This window comes from Rothia sp. 27098_8_161 (assembly GCF_041432905.1).
Taxonomy (GTDB): Bacteria; Actinomycetota; Actinomycetes; order Actinomycetales; family Micrococcaceae; genus Rothia.
The window spans coordinates 93,594-108,866 of record NZ_JAPWAL010000003.1 but is presented as its reverse complement, the minus strand read 5'-3'; the positions used below and the strand labels follow the sequence as shown (position 1 = coordinate 108,866).

The 15,273-nt window shown below is 59.4% G+C and carries 13 protein-coding genes; 3 read left to right on the top strand and 10 right to left on the bottom strand.

Features of this window, described 5'->3' with window-relative positions; all coding sequences use genetic code 11:
• Positions 1 to 31 precede the first annotated feature (31 nt).
• From O3648_RS02065 to clpS, 4 genes are all read right to left on the bottom strand, one after another.
• Positions 32 to 925, bottom strand: coding sequence for an MBL fold metallo-hydrolase (locus O3648_RS02065; RefSeq protein WP_279740558.1), 894 nt, complete (start codon positions 923 to 925; stop codon positions 32 to 34).
• The gene (gene murI / locus O3648_RS02060; RefSeq protein ID WP_279740557.1) at positions 916 to 1,968 is read right to left on the bottom strand and encodes a glutamate racemase; all 1,053 of its coding nucleotides are present in this window, start codon (positions 1,966 to 1,968) and stop codon (positions 916 to 918) included. The genes O3648_RS02065 and murI overlap by 10 nt, the downstream gene beginning before the upstream one ends.
• A 154-nt stretch (positions 1,969 to 2,122) precedes the next feature.
• The gene (locus tag O3648_RS02055) at positions 2,123 to 2,737 is read right to left on the bottom strand and encodes a DUF2017 domain-containing protein (protein WP_371568105.1); all 615 of its coding nucleotides are present in this window, start codon (positions 2,735 to 2,737) and stop codon (positions 2,123 to 2,125) included.
• A complete protein-coding gene (gene clpS / locus O3648_RS02050; protein ID WP_371568103.1) occupies positions 2,737 to 3,057 on the bottom strand; it encodes an ATP-dependent Clp protease adapter ClpS in 321 nt (106 codons plus the stop codon). Before clpS ends, O3648_RS02055 begins: the two co-directional genes overlap by 1 nt.
• A gap of 217 nt (positions 3,058 to 3,274) precedes the next feature.
• Between clpS and O3648_RS02045 the strand changes: the two genes are divergently transcribed.
• Together O3648_RS02045 and O3648_RS02040 are read left to right on the top strand one after the other, a co-directional pair.
• Positions 3,275 to 4,573, top strand: a complete 1,299-nt coding sequence (locus O3648_RS02045; RefSeq protein WP_279740551.1) for a nicotinate phosphoribosyltransferase — start codon at positions 3,275 to 3,277, stop codon at positions 4,571 to 4,573.
• A 72-nt stretch (positions 4,574 to 4,645) separates the two neighbouring features.
• Entirely contained in the window at positions 4,646 to 5,272 is a 627-nt protein-coding gene (locus O3648_RS02040) for an isochorismatase family protein (RefSeq protein ID WP_279740549.1), read from the top strand.
• 664 nt (positions 5,273 to 5,936) lie between these two features.
• On the opposite strand, the gene O3648_RS02035 is transcribed toward O3648_RS02040, so the two are convergent.
• The 5 genes from O3648_RS02035 to O3648_RS02015 all read right to left on the bottom strand — a co-directional run bounded on the left by O3648_RS02035 (position 5,937) and on the right by O3648_RS02015 (position 12,521).
• Complete coding sequence (locus tag O3648_RS02035; protein ID WP_279754622.1) at positions 5,937 to 7,724, bottom strand: DEAD/DEAH box helicase; 1,788 nt, start codon at positions 7,722 to 7,724, stop codon at positions 5,937 to 5,939.
• A 267-nt stretch (positions 7,725 to 7,991) separates the two neighbouring features.
• Positions 7,992 to 8,291, bottom strand: coding sequence for a DUF3039 domain-containing protein (locus O3648_RS02030; RefSeq protein WP_279740544.1), 300 nt, complete (start codon positions 8,289 to 8,291; stop codon positions 7,992 to 7,994).
• A 290-nt stretch (positions 8,292 to 8,581) separates the two neighbouring features.
• Positions 8,582 to 10,246, bottom strand: coding sequence for a transporter (locus O3648_RS02025; protein WP_279754623.1), 1,665 nt, complete (start codon positions 10,244 to 10,246; stop codon positions 8,582 to 8,584).
• On the bottom strand, positions 10,222 to 11,223 hold the full coding sequence (locus tag O3648_RS02020) for an ABC transporter ATP-binding protein (protein WP_371568098.1): 1,002 nt from the start codon (positions 11,221 to 11,223) through the stop codon (positions 10,222 to 10,224). Before O3648_RS02020 ends, O3648_RS02025 begins: the two co-directional genes overlap by 25 nt.
• Positions 11,224 to 11,522: 299 nt before the next feature.
• Complete coding sequence (locus O3648_RS02015; RefSeq protein ID WP_279754625.1) at positions 11,523 to 12,521, bottom strand: co-chaperone YbbN; 999 nt, start codon at positions 12,519 to 12,521, stop codon at positions 11,523 to 11,525.
• Between the two features lie 312 nt (positions 12,522 to 12,833).
• On the opposite strand from O3648_RS02015, the gene O3648_RS02010 reads away from it, so the two are divergent.
• A complete protein-coding gene (locus O3648_RS02010) occupies positions 12,834 to 14,120 on the top strand; it encodes an AI-2E family transporter (protein ID WP_371568095.1) in 1,287 nt (428 codons plus the stop codon).
• Positions 14,121 to 14,270: 150 nt separating this feature from the next.
• Here O3648_RS02010 and O3648_RS02005 read toward each other — a convergent pair whose 3' ends face one another.
• Positions 14,271 to 15,089: an alpha/beta hydrolase gene (locus O3648_RS02005; RefSeq protein WP_371568093.1), complete on the bottom strand. Its 819-nt coding sequence runs from the start codon at positions 15,087 to 15,089 to the stop codon at positions 14,271 to 14,273.
• Positions 15,090 to 15,273 lie beyond the last annotated feature (184 nt).

Below are 15,273 nucleotides of genomic sequence, written 5' to 3'. Positions count from 1 at the left end.
CGGGTTTGGTCTAGTCCAGTTCGGGCTTCGCCTAATCTAGCTCTGGCTTAGGGAGAGCAATCGCGGTATTCAGCGGCGGATCAAGCACCTCGACCACATTCAGGGTGGACGTGACCGGGTGAGCCTCCGTCGGGCGCGGGTAGATGCGGTAGCTTGCCGCCATTTCGGCAATGCCGACCGGGCCGGAGAAGGCACTGCGCGCCTCCGCGTAGGCGATATCCGGGTCGTTCCACACGGGTAGGTGGGTCAGCAGCAGGTTACGCACACCCGCCTCCGTGGCAGCCTCACCGGCACGCTTGCCAGTCAGGTGAATACCGCGCAGGGCATCATCGCGACCCTCCTGGTATGCCGCCTCACAGAGGAACAGGTCAGCGCCGCGCGCAGCCTTAACCAGGCCCTCGCACAGGTCGGTATCGCCCGAGTACGAGAACACGGTGTGGCCCTCGCGGTCGTTGCAGGTGATACGCAGGGCGTACGGGTCCTTCGAGGGGTGAACCACACGGAACGGCTCCACCCGGAAGGGCCCTATCTGCACGGTCTCGCCCTCAGTCCAGGTGTGGTACTCGAATTCGGTGCTCATGCCCGGGTCCGGGTCCAGGCCGTGAGTCGCAGAAAGGTACTCGTTAATTGCGGCGGGACCGTACAGCGGAATACGGCCCTTAGGCCAGCCGCGCGGATCCCACTTGACCGCCACGTGCAGACCGGACAGGTCAATGCAGTGGTCCGGGTGCAGGTGCGAAATCAGAATCGCGTCGATATCGCTCAGATCGATATGGTGCTGGAGCATGCCGAGTGAGCCGTTGCCCATGTCCATGATGATGCGCCAGGTTCGACCCGCGAAGTCCGTGGCGGTGAGCATATAGCAACTAGCCGGTGAGACGGGGCCGGGGAAGGAGCCCGTGCAACCGATAACGGTTAGACGCATGAGGTGTCGTCCTTAGGGATGGTGCCAGAAAATTCGGTACCCACGGAGATGCGTGCCGCCTCTGCAGGATCTGCCGATTCGTTGATGTTGATGTTGCGGTGTGCCGTAAGCATTTCGGGAGTGAGTGCAGCCAGCGAGCCGGTCGGGTAGCGTTCCGCAACCGAGCTGGTGTGGCGCACGTTGGTGACCTCAGGGCCGAGGAATCGGCGCGCCAGGTGCGAGAACGTCTCAGATTCGCCGGTGGCGAGGAATTCGTGGTGCGGGTTTTCCTCGGGGACCGGGCTTTCAATGGCGTGGTTGAGCAGTTCGCGGTACACGTCCTTCGCGGTCTCATCCGCGGAGGAAACCAGGCTGACGTCCTCACCCATAATGTAGGAAATCACACCGGTTAGCAACGGGTAGTGGGTACAGCCGAGCACGAGGGTGTCCACGCCGGCGTCCTTGAGCGGCTGCAGGTACTGGCGGGCGGTCTCCAGCAGCTCGGGGCCGGAGGTAATACCCTTCTCCACGAACTCTACGAAGCGCGGGCATGCTACCGAGTACACCTCAAGGTTCGGGGTAATCGCGAAAGTATCCTCGTAGGCGCGGGAGGTGACGGTCGCCTCCGTCGCAATCACACCGATCTTACGGTTGCGGGTTGCGGCGAGCGCACGGCGGGCGGCGGGCTGAATCACCTCAATGACGGGGATGCCGTACTGGCGGGTGTAGCGTTCGCGGGCGTCGCGGAGCACCGCTGCGGAGGCGGTATTGCAGGCGATGACGAGCATTTTCACGCCTGAGTCGACGAGTTCGTCCATGATGCGTAGCGCGTTGGCGCGTACTTCTGCGATTTTGAGGGGGCCGTAGGGTCCGTGAGCGGTGTCGCCGACGTAGATAATGCGTTCGTGAGGCAACTGGTCCATGATGGCGCGTGCCACGGTGAGTCCGCCGACACCAGAGTCGAAGACGCCGATGGGTGCCGCAGCCGTGGGGCCTACGGGCGCAGGGCTACCCCAGGGGGTGCGGGCACGGTAGGGATTGGTCGCGTCGATGCTGTCACTCATGTGTCACCTACACTTCGTTATCGGTCGGGTACCACGTTCTATGCTAACTCGCTAAGGTTACCCTTTTAGTCCGTTGAGCGGTTAGATGAGTCGAGAACCACCATTAAGTGGTTGTATATGACGATAGTTTGAGGGGTAACTCGAAAAATTCGCTCTATTCTTGCTCGGTTGTCTCGCCACATGCTCGACCGGGTGTTTCTTTGTCATCCAGCCCGTCGATCATGGCGAGCATGAGCGAGTCCTGAACCCAGGAGACGAAGTTATACACCACAGCCATGTACTCTTCCTGGGTCTCAATCTCGGAAGGGTCGGTAAACGCCGCAATGTCTTCTGCGGTGTCTTCGTCCACGATGTAGAGGCGGTCGGCGAGCACTAGACGAATATCGCCGAGCGCGGCAGCCCAGGCACGGGCATGTTCCTCGTTCAGGCTCAGGTCCCTGGATTCGATGTCGAATGCCAGCATGGCGAGGTTTGCGCGTTTGGTTTCGCGCAGGTCGCGTTCGGTGTAGCGGCGGTATTCGATGGCGGTCTCCTCGTCGTTGCTTGCGGCCGGTAGCAGGCGCGCTACTGCGCTGTCGGCGGGGAGGGTGGGCTTTTCGGTGATGCCGACCAGCGCCTCCAGCGGGTCGACGGTGCTACCGTCAGCGGTGGTGTCTGCCGGGCGCAGTAGTGCGCGCACGTCTTCGGCGAGTTCGCGGATCAGGTCGCGTTCAGCGGGTTCGAAGGAGGCGGTGTAGCCTCCGGGGGTGCGGCGGAAGGGTCGCGCCATTAGTTTTCTACTTTCTCGAAGGTTGCCAGCAGGCCCCAGGCGTGCATTGCCTGGGTGTGTTTTTCGGCGTCTTCGCGTGAGCCGGTGAAGACGATTACCTTGCCGTTGTTGTGCACCTGCAGCATGAGCTCTTCGGCGCGGGCGCGGGAATAGCCAAAGTGACTGCGGAAGACGTAGGACACGTAGGTCATGAGATTGACGGGGTCGTTCCAGACGATGACTTTCCAGGGGATGTCTGTGGCGAGGATGTTTTCCAGGGCGGTGTCGAGGTCGGTCTCTTCAAGGGTTCCGGTGGAGAGGGTCACGGCGGTAGTGTTCATTGGTTTCCTTTGCGGCCGGTTCCCTTTGATTATACGGGCGGGTATGTGTTGCCCCTGTGTTCGTCCTGCGCTACTGCGGTGTTTAGACTGCGTTGTTCATACACAGAATGCTGGTAATTTGTCATACTACAGTACTTAGAGTCAAGAATACTTTATGTAGTGATTGACACGCCGACTCAAGAGGAAAAATACCCTAATTCCCCTCTACAATAAACACATGGCTACTACCTCTCTTCTCACCGATCACTACGAACTGACCATGCTCCAGGCGGCACTCGCATCCGGCGCAGCCAACCGTAAGTGCACCTTCGAAGTCTTCACCCGCCGCCTACCCGCAGGCCGCCGCTACGGTATCCTCGCAGGCACCGGCCGATTCCTCGAAGGCCTCGCAGACTTCCACTTCAACGACGAAGAACTCTCCTTCCTCTCCTCCCGCAACATCGTCAACAAAGAAACCCTCTCCTACCTCGAATCTTTCACCTTCAGCGGCGAGATCCGCGGCTACGCAGAAGGCGAAGCGTTCTTCCCCCACTCCCCCGTCCTGCAGGTCGAAGGTACCTTCGCCGAAGCGTGCGTCCTCGAAACGTACCTGCTGTCCATCCTGAACTTTGACTCCGCCGTGGCGAGTGCAGCCTCCCGCATGAGCGCAGCCGCAGGCAACCGACCCTGCCTCGAAATGGGTTCGCGCCGCGCCCACGAACGCGCCGCCGTCTCCGCTGCACGTGCCGCCGTTATCGCCGGCTTCGTGGGCACCTCCAACCTGGAGGCTGGTCTGCGCTACGGCCTGCACACCATCGGCACCAGCGCCCACGCTTTCACCCTGCTGCACGACAGCGAACGTGAAGCATTCGAGGCACAGCTGCGTTCCCTCGGTGCCCGCACCACCCTGCTCGTCGACACCTACAACGTGGACGAGGCAGTCCGCCTCGGCGTGGAACTCGCTGGCGAAGAGCTCGGGGGTGTGCGTCTGGATTCCGGCGACCTGGTCGCTACCGCGGCACGCGTGCGTGAACTGCTCGACTCGCTCGGCAATACCCACACCAAGATCACCGTCACCAGCGATCTGGACGAGTACGCTATCGCATCCCTGGCGGCAGCACCCGTGGACTCCTACGGCGTGGGTACCAAGCTGGTCACCGGTTCCGGTGCGCCGACTTCCTCCATGGTGTACAAGGTCGTCGAGCGTGAGAACGCCGCTGGTGAAATGCAGCCGGTCGCTAAGGCCTCGGCTGGCAAGGCTTCTATCGGTGGTGCCAAGCGTGCGGCCCGCCGACTCAACGGCATGGGCATTGCGACCGCCGAGGTTCTGGGCACCCACGAGGACCCGAGCCTGCTCGAAGACACCCGCCCGCTCATGGTGGACTTCGTTCGCAACGGCGAACTGCTGCCCGGCTTCACCGGTGAGGAAGGCGTGCGCCGCGCAACCGCCCGCCACGCAGCCTCCCTGGCTGAGCTTCCGGAAGCTGCCCACCGCCTCTCGGAGGGTGAGCCGATCATTCCGACCGAGTTCATCTAAACCATCCTTCTGAGATACTGTTTTCACCTGGCGAATCAGAGTGAAGACCTTCCCTACTTGTAAAGGACAGACATGTCTAAGGCACTGATTATTGTTGACGTGCAGAACGATTTCTGCGCCGGCGGCACCCTCGCTACTGAGCGCGGCGCGGATATTGCCGCGCTGATTAGCGAGTATGTGGAGAACAATCACCACCGCTATGACGCGATTGTTGCCACCCAGGATTGGCATATTGATCCGGGTTCACACTTCTCCGACACCCCGGACTTTGTGGACTCCTGGCCGGTGCACTGCGTCGCGAAGAGCGAAGGCTCACAGATTCATGAAAATCTGGACACCGACTATATTGAGGCGTACTTCCGTAAGGGCCGCTTCGAGGCAGCTTACTCGGGGTTTGAGGGCCTTCTGGCACCCGAGGATGAGGTCGCAACCGGCGAGCACGAACCCGGTGTAGACGCGTCCGAGGGAGGCCCGCAGACTCCCCTGTCGGAGTGGCTGGATGAGCACGGTATCGAGTTCGTCGATATTGTTGGTATCGCGACCGATTATTGCGTGTCGGCAACCGCTCGCGATGCGGTCGATGCAGGATACGAGACTCGCGTATTGGTTGACCTGACCGCGCCCGTGCACGAGGACAAGCTCGACGACGTGGTTGCCGAGCTTGAAGATGAGGGCGTTGAGGTGGTTGAGGTTCTCTAACCTCCACTATCACTGTAGGTAACTCGTCATTTCAGGCGGCGTTGAATATATAGAGACGCAGAATATGCAGAGGCGGGGAGTCTTGGGATGTGCTATCCCAGGCTCCCCGCCTCTAGCGTGCCTATGACTTAGTGTGCCCACGACTCATCGAACGATACAACTCGAGTAGCCGCGGCTACTTAGTCAGCCAAGCTGCCGCGTACCCATTCCAGACCGCAGACCGGGTTAATGCATAGCTGGATCCGGGCAGCGGTGCGGTGAAGCTGAGTTCGCGTACGCCCACCGGGACGGTGAAGATCTTGGCCGTTTACCTGTCCTTTGACCATGGGCGGGGGGAGGTGTGGGTTTGTGCGCCATTGGCTGCGTATGCGGGTACTAGGGCGGAAGCCACAATGATGGGCAGTGCCCATGCTGCGCCAGTGAGGATGGTGCGCCGGGTGGGGTGTGCGTTGTGTGGGATGAGGTTTTCTTTCATGGGATTTCAGATGGGTGAATAATTTACACCTTTGTATACTGTGTACAATATTCATTTTCTGGGGTATAGAACCCGAAAAACATTCTCAACTCATCACGCCATAACTTCGCTCAACCAGGCATTTCCGGGCATGAAAAAGCCCCGCGAGCACACACACTCGCGGGGCTTTCCGTACGTTCTATTCACATTCTAGCGTCGACCGACGAACCAGTCCGACAGCTTATCGATACGCGCCTGAATCTGCTCAGCAGAAGCCTGCGCCACCGCCGGGCCGCCACAAATCTTACGCAGCTCATTATGAATCACGCCGTGCGGCTGCCCTGAACGAATCGACCACGCCGCCACATTCTTCGCCAGCTTATTGCGCAGCGCCTTCAGTTGGCGGTGATCCACCACCGAAGGTGCGGCAGTGGCCGGGCGACGTGCCGCATGCTCACGCTGATGCGCTCGCAGCAGCGTACCGACCTGTTCGGCATCCAGCAGACCCGGAATACCCAGGAAGTCTTGCTCCTCCTCGCTACCGACCGCCAAATCACCAGATGCGAACTCGGCGCCGTCGAACAGCACACCGTGGAAGGATGCCTCGGAGCCGAGCGCCTCGAACTTGCCGCGTGCCAGCTGCTCGGAGGCACGCTCCTCGCGGTTTGCTTCTTCGAGCAGGTGGTCGTCCAGACCCTCAACCATGGGGTCGATTTCCTGGGGTGCTCCGCGGTCAAGGGCGTGGTCACGTTCCACTTCCATGTCGTTGGCGAGCATCATCAGCTGCGGCACGGACGGCAGGAACACTGAGGCGGTTTCGCCGCGCTTACGAGCACGCACGAAACGACCAATCGCCTGCGCGAAGAATAGCGGGGTACTGGTGCTGGTGGCATACACACCCACGGCGAGGCGGGGCACGTCCACGCCTTCGGACACCATGCGCACCGCAACCATCCAGCGCTGCATGCCTTCACGGAATTCGTCAATTTTTGCGGAGGCTTCACGATCGTCAGAGAGGATCACGGCGGGGTATTCGCCGGTGATTTTCTGGATCTGTTCGGCGTAGGCTTTAGCGTCCGCGTGGTCGGTAGCGATGACGAGTGCACCGGCGTCGGGCACGGTGCGGCGCACCTCGGTCAGGCGCTTGTCGGCTGCCGCGAGCACGGTCGGGATCCATTCGCCGTTGGGGTCAAGGGCGGTTCGCCACGCTTGGGAGGTGATATCCTTGGTGAATCCTTCACCAAGGTTTGCCGCCATTTCCTCACCGGCGGAGGTGCGCCAACGCATCTGCCCCGAGTAGGCCATGAAGATGACCGGGCGTACCACGTGGTCCTTCAACGCGGGGCCGTAACCGTAGGAGTAATCTGCCTTGGAGCGGCGGATACCGTCATTGTCGACCTCGTAGGTGACGAACGGAATCGGGGAGGTATCCGAGCGGAACGGGGTACCCGTGAGCGCCACGCGGCGGGTCGCATCGTCGAACGCTTCACGCAGGCCGTCACCCCAGGACAGCGAATCACCTGCGTGGTGAATCTCATCAAAAATCACGAGGGTTTTCGTCGCCTCGGTGTTGCGAGCGTGCAGCTGCGGCTTATTTGCCACCTGCGCGTAGGTCAGCGCCACACCCTTGTAGTGGCGGCTGATGGTTACATCTGCGTTCTTGAAGTTCGGGTCAATGGGAATACCGACCTTCGCGGCAGCGTCTGCCCACTGCTTTTTCAGGTGGTCGGTCGGCGCCACAACAATAAGCTGGCGGACCGTACCGCGGTTGAATAGTTCCTTGGCGAGGGTCAACGCAAACGTGGTTTTACCCGCGCCGGGGGTTGCGACTGCCATGAAGTCGCGGGGGTTGGTGTCGAAGTACTTCTGCATGGCTTCTGCCTGCCAGGCGCGCAGGCTGACGGAGGTACCCCAGGGGGCGCGGTCGGGATATGCCGGGGAGAGCTTCGGCTTCGCCATACTGTCGAATAGTGTGGGTTCCTCTGCGGGTGCGCTCATTCTCTCCTTCTTCCTCGTCTGCATCTGCTGGTTCCATCCGCTGACTCTTCTCCCACGTGTGGAGGTGGTGGGCGTCTGGCGGTCCGGAAACAGCGAGGTTAAATTCTAGCACCACATCCACGGGCTGTTGCCGGGTTGTGGTGCAAGAATTTTGTGCTCGTCAGCAAAGTCTCATGGACGGTGTTGGGCCGTTGAGTCTCGCTGCTGCGTGTTATTCAATCGTATGTATTCAGGCGTATTGCCTGAGGTGTATTTATCTGGCGCGTATTATTCGCCGGAGCCGTTGCCTCCGTCGTTGCCTGGTGCGAGGCCTTCGTAGATTTCCTTGCACTGGGGGCAGACGGGGAACTTCTGCGGGTCACGGCCGGGTACCCACATTTTGCCGCAGAGAGCGCGCACGGGTTCACCGGTCAGCGCCGATTCGAGGATCTTTTCCTTGCGTACGTAGTGGGAGAAGCGCTCGTGGTCGCCGGGCTCAGAAAGCTGGGTTTCTTCGCGTTCGAGCAGGGCGGTGCCGCCTGCGGTTCCGGGGCCAAAGGGGTCTTCGATGCCTTCGATCGAGCTCATGTTTCTCCTTGATAATGAGGCGGGATACATAGGGTGAGGGGCGCCGCCGCTCGGTTGGACGATCGGCGCCTTCTCTATTTTAGTAGCAGTTGGGAGGTGCTGAGCCCACGGGCGGTCAATATGGAGGCAGACCACAGCTCGGCCATAGGCTCTTAGTTATTACGGTGAGCTTCTTTCCGCTAGAATTTCGGGCGGTGCAGAAAAGGGGTTCCGTGCCAGGCTTAGTACCTAACACGGAACCATTCTCGTTTATTCCTGATGTGCTGGAGCTTCAACTCTTGTTAGTTCACTTAGAAGCGTGCCACGCGCTCCAGCATCTTGGAGCTGACCTTGTCGTAGCGGTGACCGCCCCACACCACGCCACCCACGAGCAGGGCGGCACCAATCAGCAGCTGAATTACGCCACCGTAGACGAGGGTCAGCATATCCTGCGTGCGGAAAATATACAGGACAACGGAGATACCGCCAGGTAGTGCGCTGAGCATCACCAGAAGTATAGAGAGCATCAGCAGCAACTGTTTAGCGAAGCCGTCAGTGTTCTTCGGGTTCTTGAACGGGTTAGCGCCGGGAGGCGCCACCGGCGGACTGATGAAGGTATCCATCACGCATCCCATGCCAGCCGCCGCGGCGAACACTCCCAGCTGGTGCATCAGCACGATGGGGAAGAGGTCCAGGTGTCCATTTGCTACACAGGCGACGAATATCACCACCACCACGACCGGAACCGTCAAGATGCTGTAGCCCCAGAGACGACCGATGCGGTCATCAATACCGCGCAGCGGGGAGAGTACGTGCAAGCTGAATGCAGTGTTGTCGTATGAGACGAGGTAGCACATGTAGTAGCCGGTGAAGATGGTGCAGAAGTACATCCAGAATCCGAAGAGCTGCATGACGCCGCTATTGATAATCTGGTAGGCTTCAGCCGCGTTGCCGGAGAATTCAACATGAGTCTTACCGGACCCCACAGAACTCAGGAACAGCGGCATACCCACAGTTAGTATCAGGTAAAGCATGGCGGTGCTGACGGCCAGCATCTGCAGACGGTTATCTTTCAGGAATGAGTGCAGGGTTCGTGCCGCTACGGCACCTCGCGGGGTTGCGGGGAAGCGAGCGAACAGACCCAAATCACCTGCGGCGACTTCGGCTGCACTCGCATGGTGGGCGCTACCGCTCACATTCGCCATGGAGCGTGCAAGGTTCTTACCCCACAACCACCAACCGCCGGCCAGGTAAACAAGGGTCAAGGCCAGGCAGCCAAGGGCGGCGCCCATATGGCCGGTCGTCATAAAGTAGGGCACCGCGAACGCGGACCCGAAAGGCGTCACACCCAGCCACGGTAAGTAGGGCAGCACTTCATCCCAATGCTCGGTCAGGTAAATCATTGTGCCGCCGAAGATAAAGCCGGCACTCATCATCAGTAGCACAGCAATGATCATCAGGGTATTGGCGATGCGCGGGTTATCGTTCAGCACCATCCCCAGACGGTTTGCGAGACGTGCCCACACCATGAGGTTCGCAAGGCCGAGCACGCAGCAGAGGAGGTACACGATGAGCGCAAGCGGCTGCGATAGAAACGCGATAGCGCCCAGCAGCACCGCAATAATGCTCGCAATACCGGGGATACCCACGAACCCGCCAAGGAACTGGCCCTTCTGCAGGGTGGAGGGTTTGATGGGGAAGAGCACGAATCGGCTCTCGTCCAGGGTGCCGTCCAGTCCGGTAAAGACGATAGGGACGATAGCCCAGGCGAGGGCAAGAACAGCACCTACAAGGAGGGCTCCGAGCTGACCGTATTCAGGGATCTTCGAATTAGCAAGCACGTATGCGGAGCCGAGGCTGAAGAGCATACCTCCCGTGTAGAGCACCGCAAAAATCAGGCCAATCAGTGCCCAGATGCTACGGCGGAAGGAAGCGAGCACATACTGCCACTTTAGTGAGACGAGGTGCCCAACCATGACAATCCTTCCGAGGAGGTGCGGCCGCCGACCAACTGCACGAATCGTTCTTCAAGGCTAATGCCTGCGCGTACTTCGTCGACGGTTCCGGCAGCGAGAATACGACCGGAGTCCATGACGGCTACGTGGTCGCACAGGCGCTGAACAAGGTCCATCACGTGCGAGGAGATAATGACAGTTCCGCCGGAGGCAACGAAGCCACGCAGAATGTCCTGAATATTGGCGACAGAAACCGGGTCGACCGCTTCGAAGGGCTCATCGAGAATCAGCACGGAGGGCGCGTGAACGAGAGCGGCGGCGAGCGCAATCTTCTTGGTCATACCGGCGGAGTAGTCGGCGACGGCACGGCCCGCAGCGTCGGTCAGGTCCATTGCAGTGAGCAGATCCTTGACGCGGGAGGCGACGGTTTCCTTATCGATTCCGTGCAGGTAGCCGGAGTAGGTGATGAGCTGCTCACCGGTGAGCTTGTCGAAGAGGTGCACGCCATCGGGCAGCACGCCCAGGTGTGCTTTGGCTTTGAGCGGGTCGGCCCACATGTCAATACCACGCACGTGTGCGGTGCCTTCATCGGGCATGAGCATACCGGTGACCATGGAGATGGTGGTGGTTTTACCGGCACCGTTGCGGCCGACCAGTCCGTAGAAGGATCCGGAGGGGATGTCGAGGTTGATGCGGTCGACGGCGACCTTCTGGCCGAATGCCTTGGTGAGGCCGCGGATTTCAATGGCGGGGCAAGCACCAGCCGCAGGTATAGTCTGCGGGGTGACGGGTAGCTGCGGTGCTACCGATGCGGGAACAGCTGCTGCGGGGGTTGGGAGTGCCTCCGCAGGGGCGTCCGGTACGCGTACAGCTTCCGAGGCTATAGCCTGGGGTACTGCCGCGGCGGGGGCTGCCTCTACTGCGGTCTCTTGTACCGGGTTCTGCGGCGAACCTGGCTCATGCGAATCAGGGTTTCGAGAAAAATGACTAGTGTTCATGTTTTCACCCTATCACTCTTGTAAAAAGGTCCACAGGCTTTGGCTATAAAACCCGCATATTACGTATCCGTCGTGCAGTATATGGACATTCCGGGGTGCTATCTGTAGCGTCCTGGCGCGCTATCTGTCAGGTTGGGGTTTCTGATTTCTCCTTCAATAAAACCACCAAAACCGCAAAAATCAGAGCGGGCTACCGCCTATCCCACAGCCCGAGTACAGGGGGTAGACGATAGCCCGTCCGTATTCAAAGTTTCAGCCGGTTAGACCGGCTCATGACGTTTCCCCGGTGACAGCTGTTTTTAGAACAGCGCCATGGTCAGTGCTGCACGCGCTTTGACGGTGCGCGGGTCAGATACACCCACCACGTCGAAGAGCTGCACGAGGCGTTCACGCACACGCGCCTTATCGTCGGGGCCCACTGCGCTAAACAGGCGCAGCAGACGGTTGTAGGAATCTTCCACGTGGCCACCCACCAGATCCAGATCGGCTACATTGAATGCCGCGTCAATATTCATGGGGTCTGCCGCGGCCGCCGCACGTTCGGTTGCCATGTCCAGGTCCTTCACTCGTGAGAGCAGTTCAACCTGTTCCAGGCCGAGCTTCGCTTCCTTATCGCCGGGGTTCTCGGTGATTGCCTTGCGGTATGCGGCGCGGGCGCCCTCCAAGTCACCGCGGTCAAGGGCGGCAACGGCTTCTGCATGCAGGGGCGGCAGGGGCATTTCATCTTCGGGAACGACCGGGTCGAAACCGCCGGGTAGCTGGTACTGTGCTGCAAGCTGCAGAACCTGGGAGAGCACATCGCCGAGGTCTTCTGTGCTGACCGGCCCGGTGTAAATCGGTGCCGGGCGACCCGCCAGAACAGCAACGCCCGCGGGCACGCCGCTCACGCCGAATGCCTGGGCTACTTCGGGGAGCTTGGTGACGTCCACGGCGGCGCAAATCATGCTACCTGCGGCGGAGTCAACGAGCTTCTGCACGCCTTCGAGCATCTGCAGGGAGGATGGCGAGTGCGGTGCGTAGAGCGCAAAAATCACGGCACCCTGGCTGGAGAGCTGCACGAACTTCTGGAACTCTTCGGGGGTGTTGACCTCGTATCGCCAGGTGGGAGCAGAGCGGGTCTGCTCGCCACCTTGTTCGCCAGCAGACTGTACCGCATTGGGGTTCAGTTCCACCGCGTTGCGTACGGAGGCGGGAATCTTCTGCGCTGCACTGTTCTGTGCTGCACCGCCCTGGGCAAGGTTACCCTGCACCGTGTTCTGGGATGTACCGCGGTCTGCCGGATCAAAAATGATGCTCATCCTGGGCTCCTTTACGTTCTGTATCTATTGTTGCGTGCGGGATCTATTGTTGCGTGCCGGCTAGATCCTTCACGCGTTCCTTCCTCTATTATCCCCACAATGGGCCGTTGCGAGCGAGAGTTATCTGCCGCCTACGCTCTGAGCTCATGCCGGGACTAGCACTTATACTAATCCTTGAACAGCGCACAGATAACTCTCACACTTGCGCTCCCCTATCTTTGGGATTCACCGTTGACGTCGTAACCAAGTAAACCAGCCGGTAGAATGGCACAGTAGAGAAAAAATACCCGGAATGATTCGGAAAGGAAGACCATGAGCAAGAAGAAGGCCTCAGCAACTCCCGCAGAGGCTACATCGTCCCCCGAGACGCGTAAAAAGGATTCCCTCACTGATCAGCTAACGGAGACTTTCAGCGAGCTGACCGAAAGCATTAGCCAGGTGCGTTCTAACCGCCGCCGCGCTTCCATGCCCCCTACGGATACCATTCCGGTGGTCCCCGCCGCTTCCGAGGATGCACCTCCCCCACCCAAGGTGGTCGGCAACGGCAAGACCTCGATGATGCATAACCCGGTCGCTTTTGGTTTCCTCATGACCGTGGGCGTGGGTCTAGCGCTCTTCGCCTACTACATTTTCAACAATGTGGGTGCCCTGGTGGGTTGGGTGACCGGTGCTATTTTCATTGCTCTGGGTCTGGACCCGATTGTGCGCCGCCTGGAGTCTTGGGGCATTAAGCGCGGTATCGGCGTGATTGCTGTGCTTGCTGGTTTTGCTGGCGCTGTGACCGCTCTGGTCATGACCATTGGCCCGATTATTAGCGAGCAGGCATCTAAGTTTGTTCAGTACGCGCCGGGTATTTATCAGAACACGATTAATTCTGATTGGTACCACGAGCTTGATCAGCGTTTTAACATCAGCACCTGGGCGAATGAGAATGTCCCGAAGTTCTTGGAATCAACGTTCTCCTCTTCACAGGTCAATAGCTTCATGTCGAGCCTGGTTACTGCTGGATCCACCCTAGCGCAGAGCGTGACCGGCGTGATTATTGTGCTGTTCCTGTCTCTATACTTCCTCACCTCGATGGACACCATCAAGGCATGGGGTGTGCGTCTGGCGCCGTCGTCCAAGCGTGTGCGCGTCAAGTACATTACCGACAAGATTACCGAGTCGGTGGGTAACTACGTGATGGGTCAGGCTCTGGTTGCTGTGCTGAACGCGTTTGTGGCGTTCTTGATTATGACTTTTGTGGGCTTTAGCTTCCCGCAGTTGATGGCTTTGGTCGTCATGATTCTGGCGTTTATTCCGCTGGTTGGTGGCGTGATTGCGCTGATTTTGACCTCGATGATTCTGCTGACTCAGGGCTGGAGCCTGGCGCTGTGGTTTGCGGTGGCGTACTTCCTGTACTTGCAGGTGGAGGCGTATCTAATTTCTCCGCGTATTATGGCTCGCGCTGTATCGGTTCCTGCCGGCGTTGCGATTATTTCGGTGGCTGCCGGTGGCGCACTCTGGGGCGTGCTGGGTGCACTGATTGCTATTCCGGTGGCGGCTTCCATGCTGATTCTGGTCCGTGAGGTATTCATTCCTCGCCAGGACCAACTTTAGTCACCTCCCAGCGGTAGATTCCCTTTAGGTTCTCTACACGCTCGCGGCTCTTCTGCCGAGCAAGCATTTAAGACAAAAGGCGGTGGCTTTGGATATTCTATCCAAAGCCACCGCCTTGATATTTTTGTGCCGTATTTTTATGCCGATTCTTTAGAGCTCAGTGATTTCTTCTGCCACCGGGCCGTTGTATTCGGTGGGCAGCTCGGTGGATACACCGGTCACGATGCTGACCACGGTGTTGAGGACCTGCTGTACGGACTTCTCGCCCACCCACAGGTGCTTGCACCCCTCAAAGGGAATCACCTGAGTGCGCGGTACAGCCGCGAAACGCTCACGCGCCGCCGGAGGCTGCAGGTAGTCATCATGCTCAGGAACCAGCGCGTACAGCGGGTTCGAGATATTGTTCCATTCGTCCAGCTCAGCCGGGTGCACGCGGTGCAGCGGCGGGGAGAGCAGAATAGCACCGGTGAACTCGTTCGCGTATTCGGGCGCGTACTTGAGCACCAACTCAGTGCCGAAGGACCAGCCAACCAGCCAGGGGTTCGGCAGGGCACACTCACGTACAAACTTCAGGATTGCATCGAAGTCCTTCTTCTCGGCAAAGCCGCCGTCAAAGACGCCTTCACTAGTGCCGCGAATCGAAGAAGTACCACGAGTGTTGAAACGTAGCACCGCAATATTCGACAGCGCCGGCAGGCGGAAGGACGCCTTCTTGTACACGTGCGAGTCCATGTAGCCGCCGTGCGTGGGCAACGGATGGAAGGTCACCAGGGTTGCTTTGACTTCGCCTTCGGGCAGTGCGAGTTCACCGACGAGGCGCTTGCCATCCGCAGTGGTGACGGTGAAGTTCTCGCGGCGCGCAGGAAGCACAGTACGTGCCTTAATGGGGGTGTGTTCAGCAGCGGTGCTGAAGACGTAGCGGGCGGGATCGAATTCCTGCTCGCGAGTGGTATCGGCGGTGTTGCTCATTGCGTTCCTTCAAGAATTGGATTCGAGAATGTGGTCTTGGGCTGCACCTTATGTGCAGTGTTCAGCCTATTTGCGGCGGGTGCGCCAGCAATGCTGATGCCAGTGTCTGCGCTCATCAATGGCGCGGCTACGGCCCATCGTATGGCTTTCTTGCCACACCACCAGATGCGCTGTTCTGGGTGGA

Coding starts and splice junctions, on each gene's coding strand:
- O3648_RS02065 (WP_279740558.1), bottom strand. CDS start 925: ATGCGTCTAACCGTTATCGGTTGCACGGGCTCCTTCCCCGGCCCCGTC.
- murI (WP_279740557.1), bottom strand. CDS start 1,968: ATGAGTGACAGCATCGACGCGACCAATCCCTACCGTGCCCGCACCCCC.
- O3648_RS02055 (WP_371568105.1), bottom strand. CDS start 2,737: ATGGCGCGACCCTTCCGCCGCACCCCCGGAGGCTACACCGCCTCCTTC.
- clpS (WP_371568103.1), bottom strand. CDS start 3,057: ATGAACACTACCGCCGTGACCCTCTCCACCGGAACCCTTGAAGAGACC.
- O3648_RS02045 (WP_279740551.1), top strand. CDS start 3,275: ATGGCTACTACCTCTCTTCTCACCGATCACTACGAACTGACCATGCTC.
- O3648_RS02040 (WP_279740549.1), top strand. CDS start 4,646: ATGTCTAAGGCACTGATTATTGTTGACGTGCAGAACGATTTCTGCGCC.
- O3648_RS02035 (WP_279754622.1), bottom strand. CDS start 7,724: ATGAGCGCACCCGCAGAGGAACCCACACTATTCGACAGTATGGCGAAG.
- O3648_RS02030 (WP_279740544.1), bottom strand. CDS start 8,291: ATGAGCTCGATCGAAGGCATCGAAGACCCCTTTGGCCCCGGAACCGCA.
- O3648_RS02025 (WP_279754623.1), bottom strand. CDS start 10,246: ATGGTTGGGCACCTCGTCTCACTAAAGTGGCAGTATGTGCTCGCTTCC.
- O3648_RS02020 (WP_371568098.1), bottom strand. CDS start 11,223: ATGAACACTAGTCATTTTTCTCGAAACCCTGATTCGCATGAGCCAGGT.
- O3648_RS02015 (WP_279754625.1), bottom strand. CDS start 12,521: ATGAGCATCATTTTTGATCCGGCAGACCGCGGTACATCCCAGAACACG.
- O3648_RS02010 (WP_371568095.1), top strand. CDS start 12,834: ATGAGCAAGAAGAAGGCCTCAGCAACTCCCGCAGAGGCTACATCGTCC.
- O3648_RS02005 (WP_371568093.1), bottom strand. CDS start 15,089: ATGAGCAACACCGCCGATACCACTCGCGAGCAGGAATTCGATCCCGCC.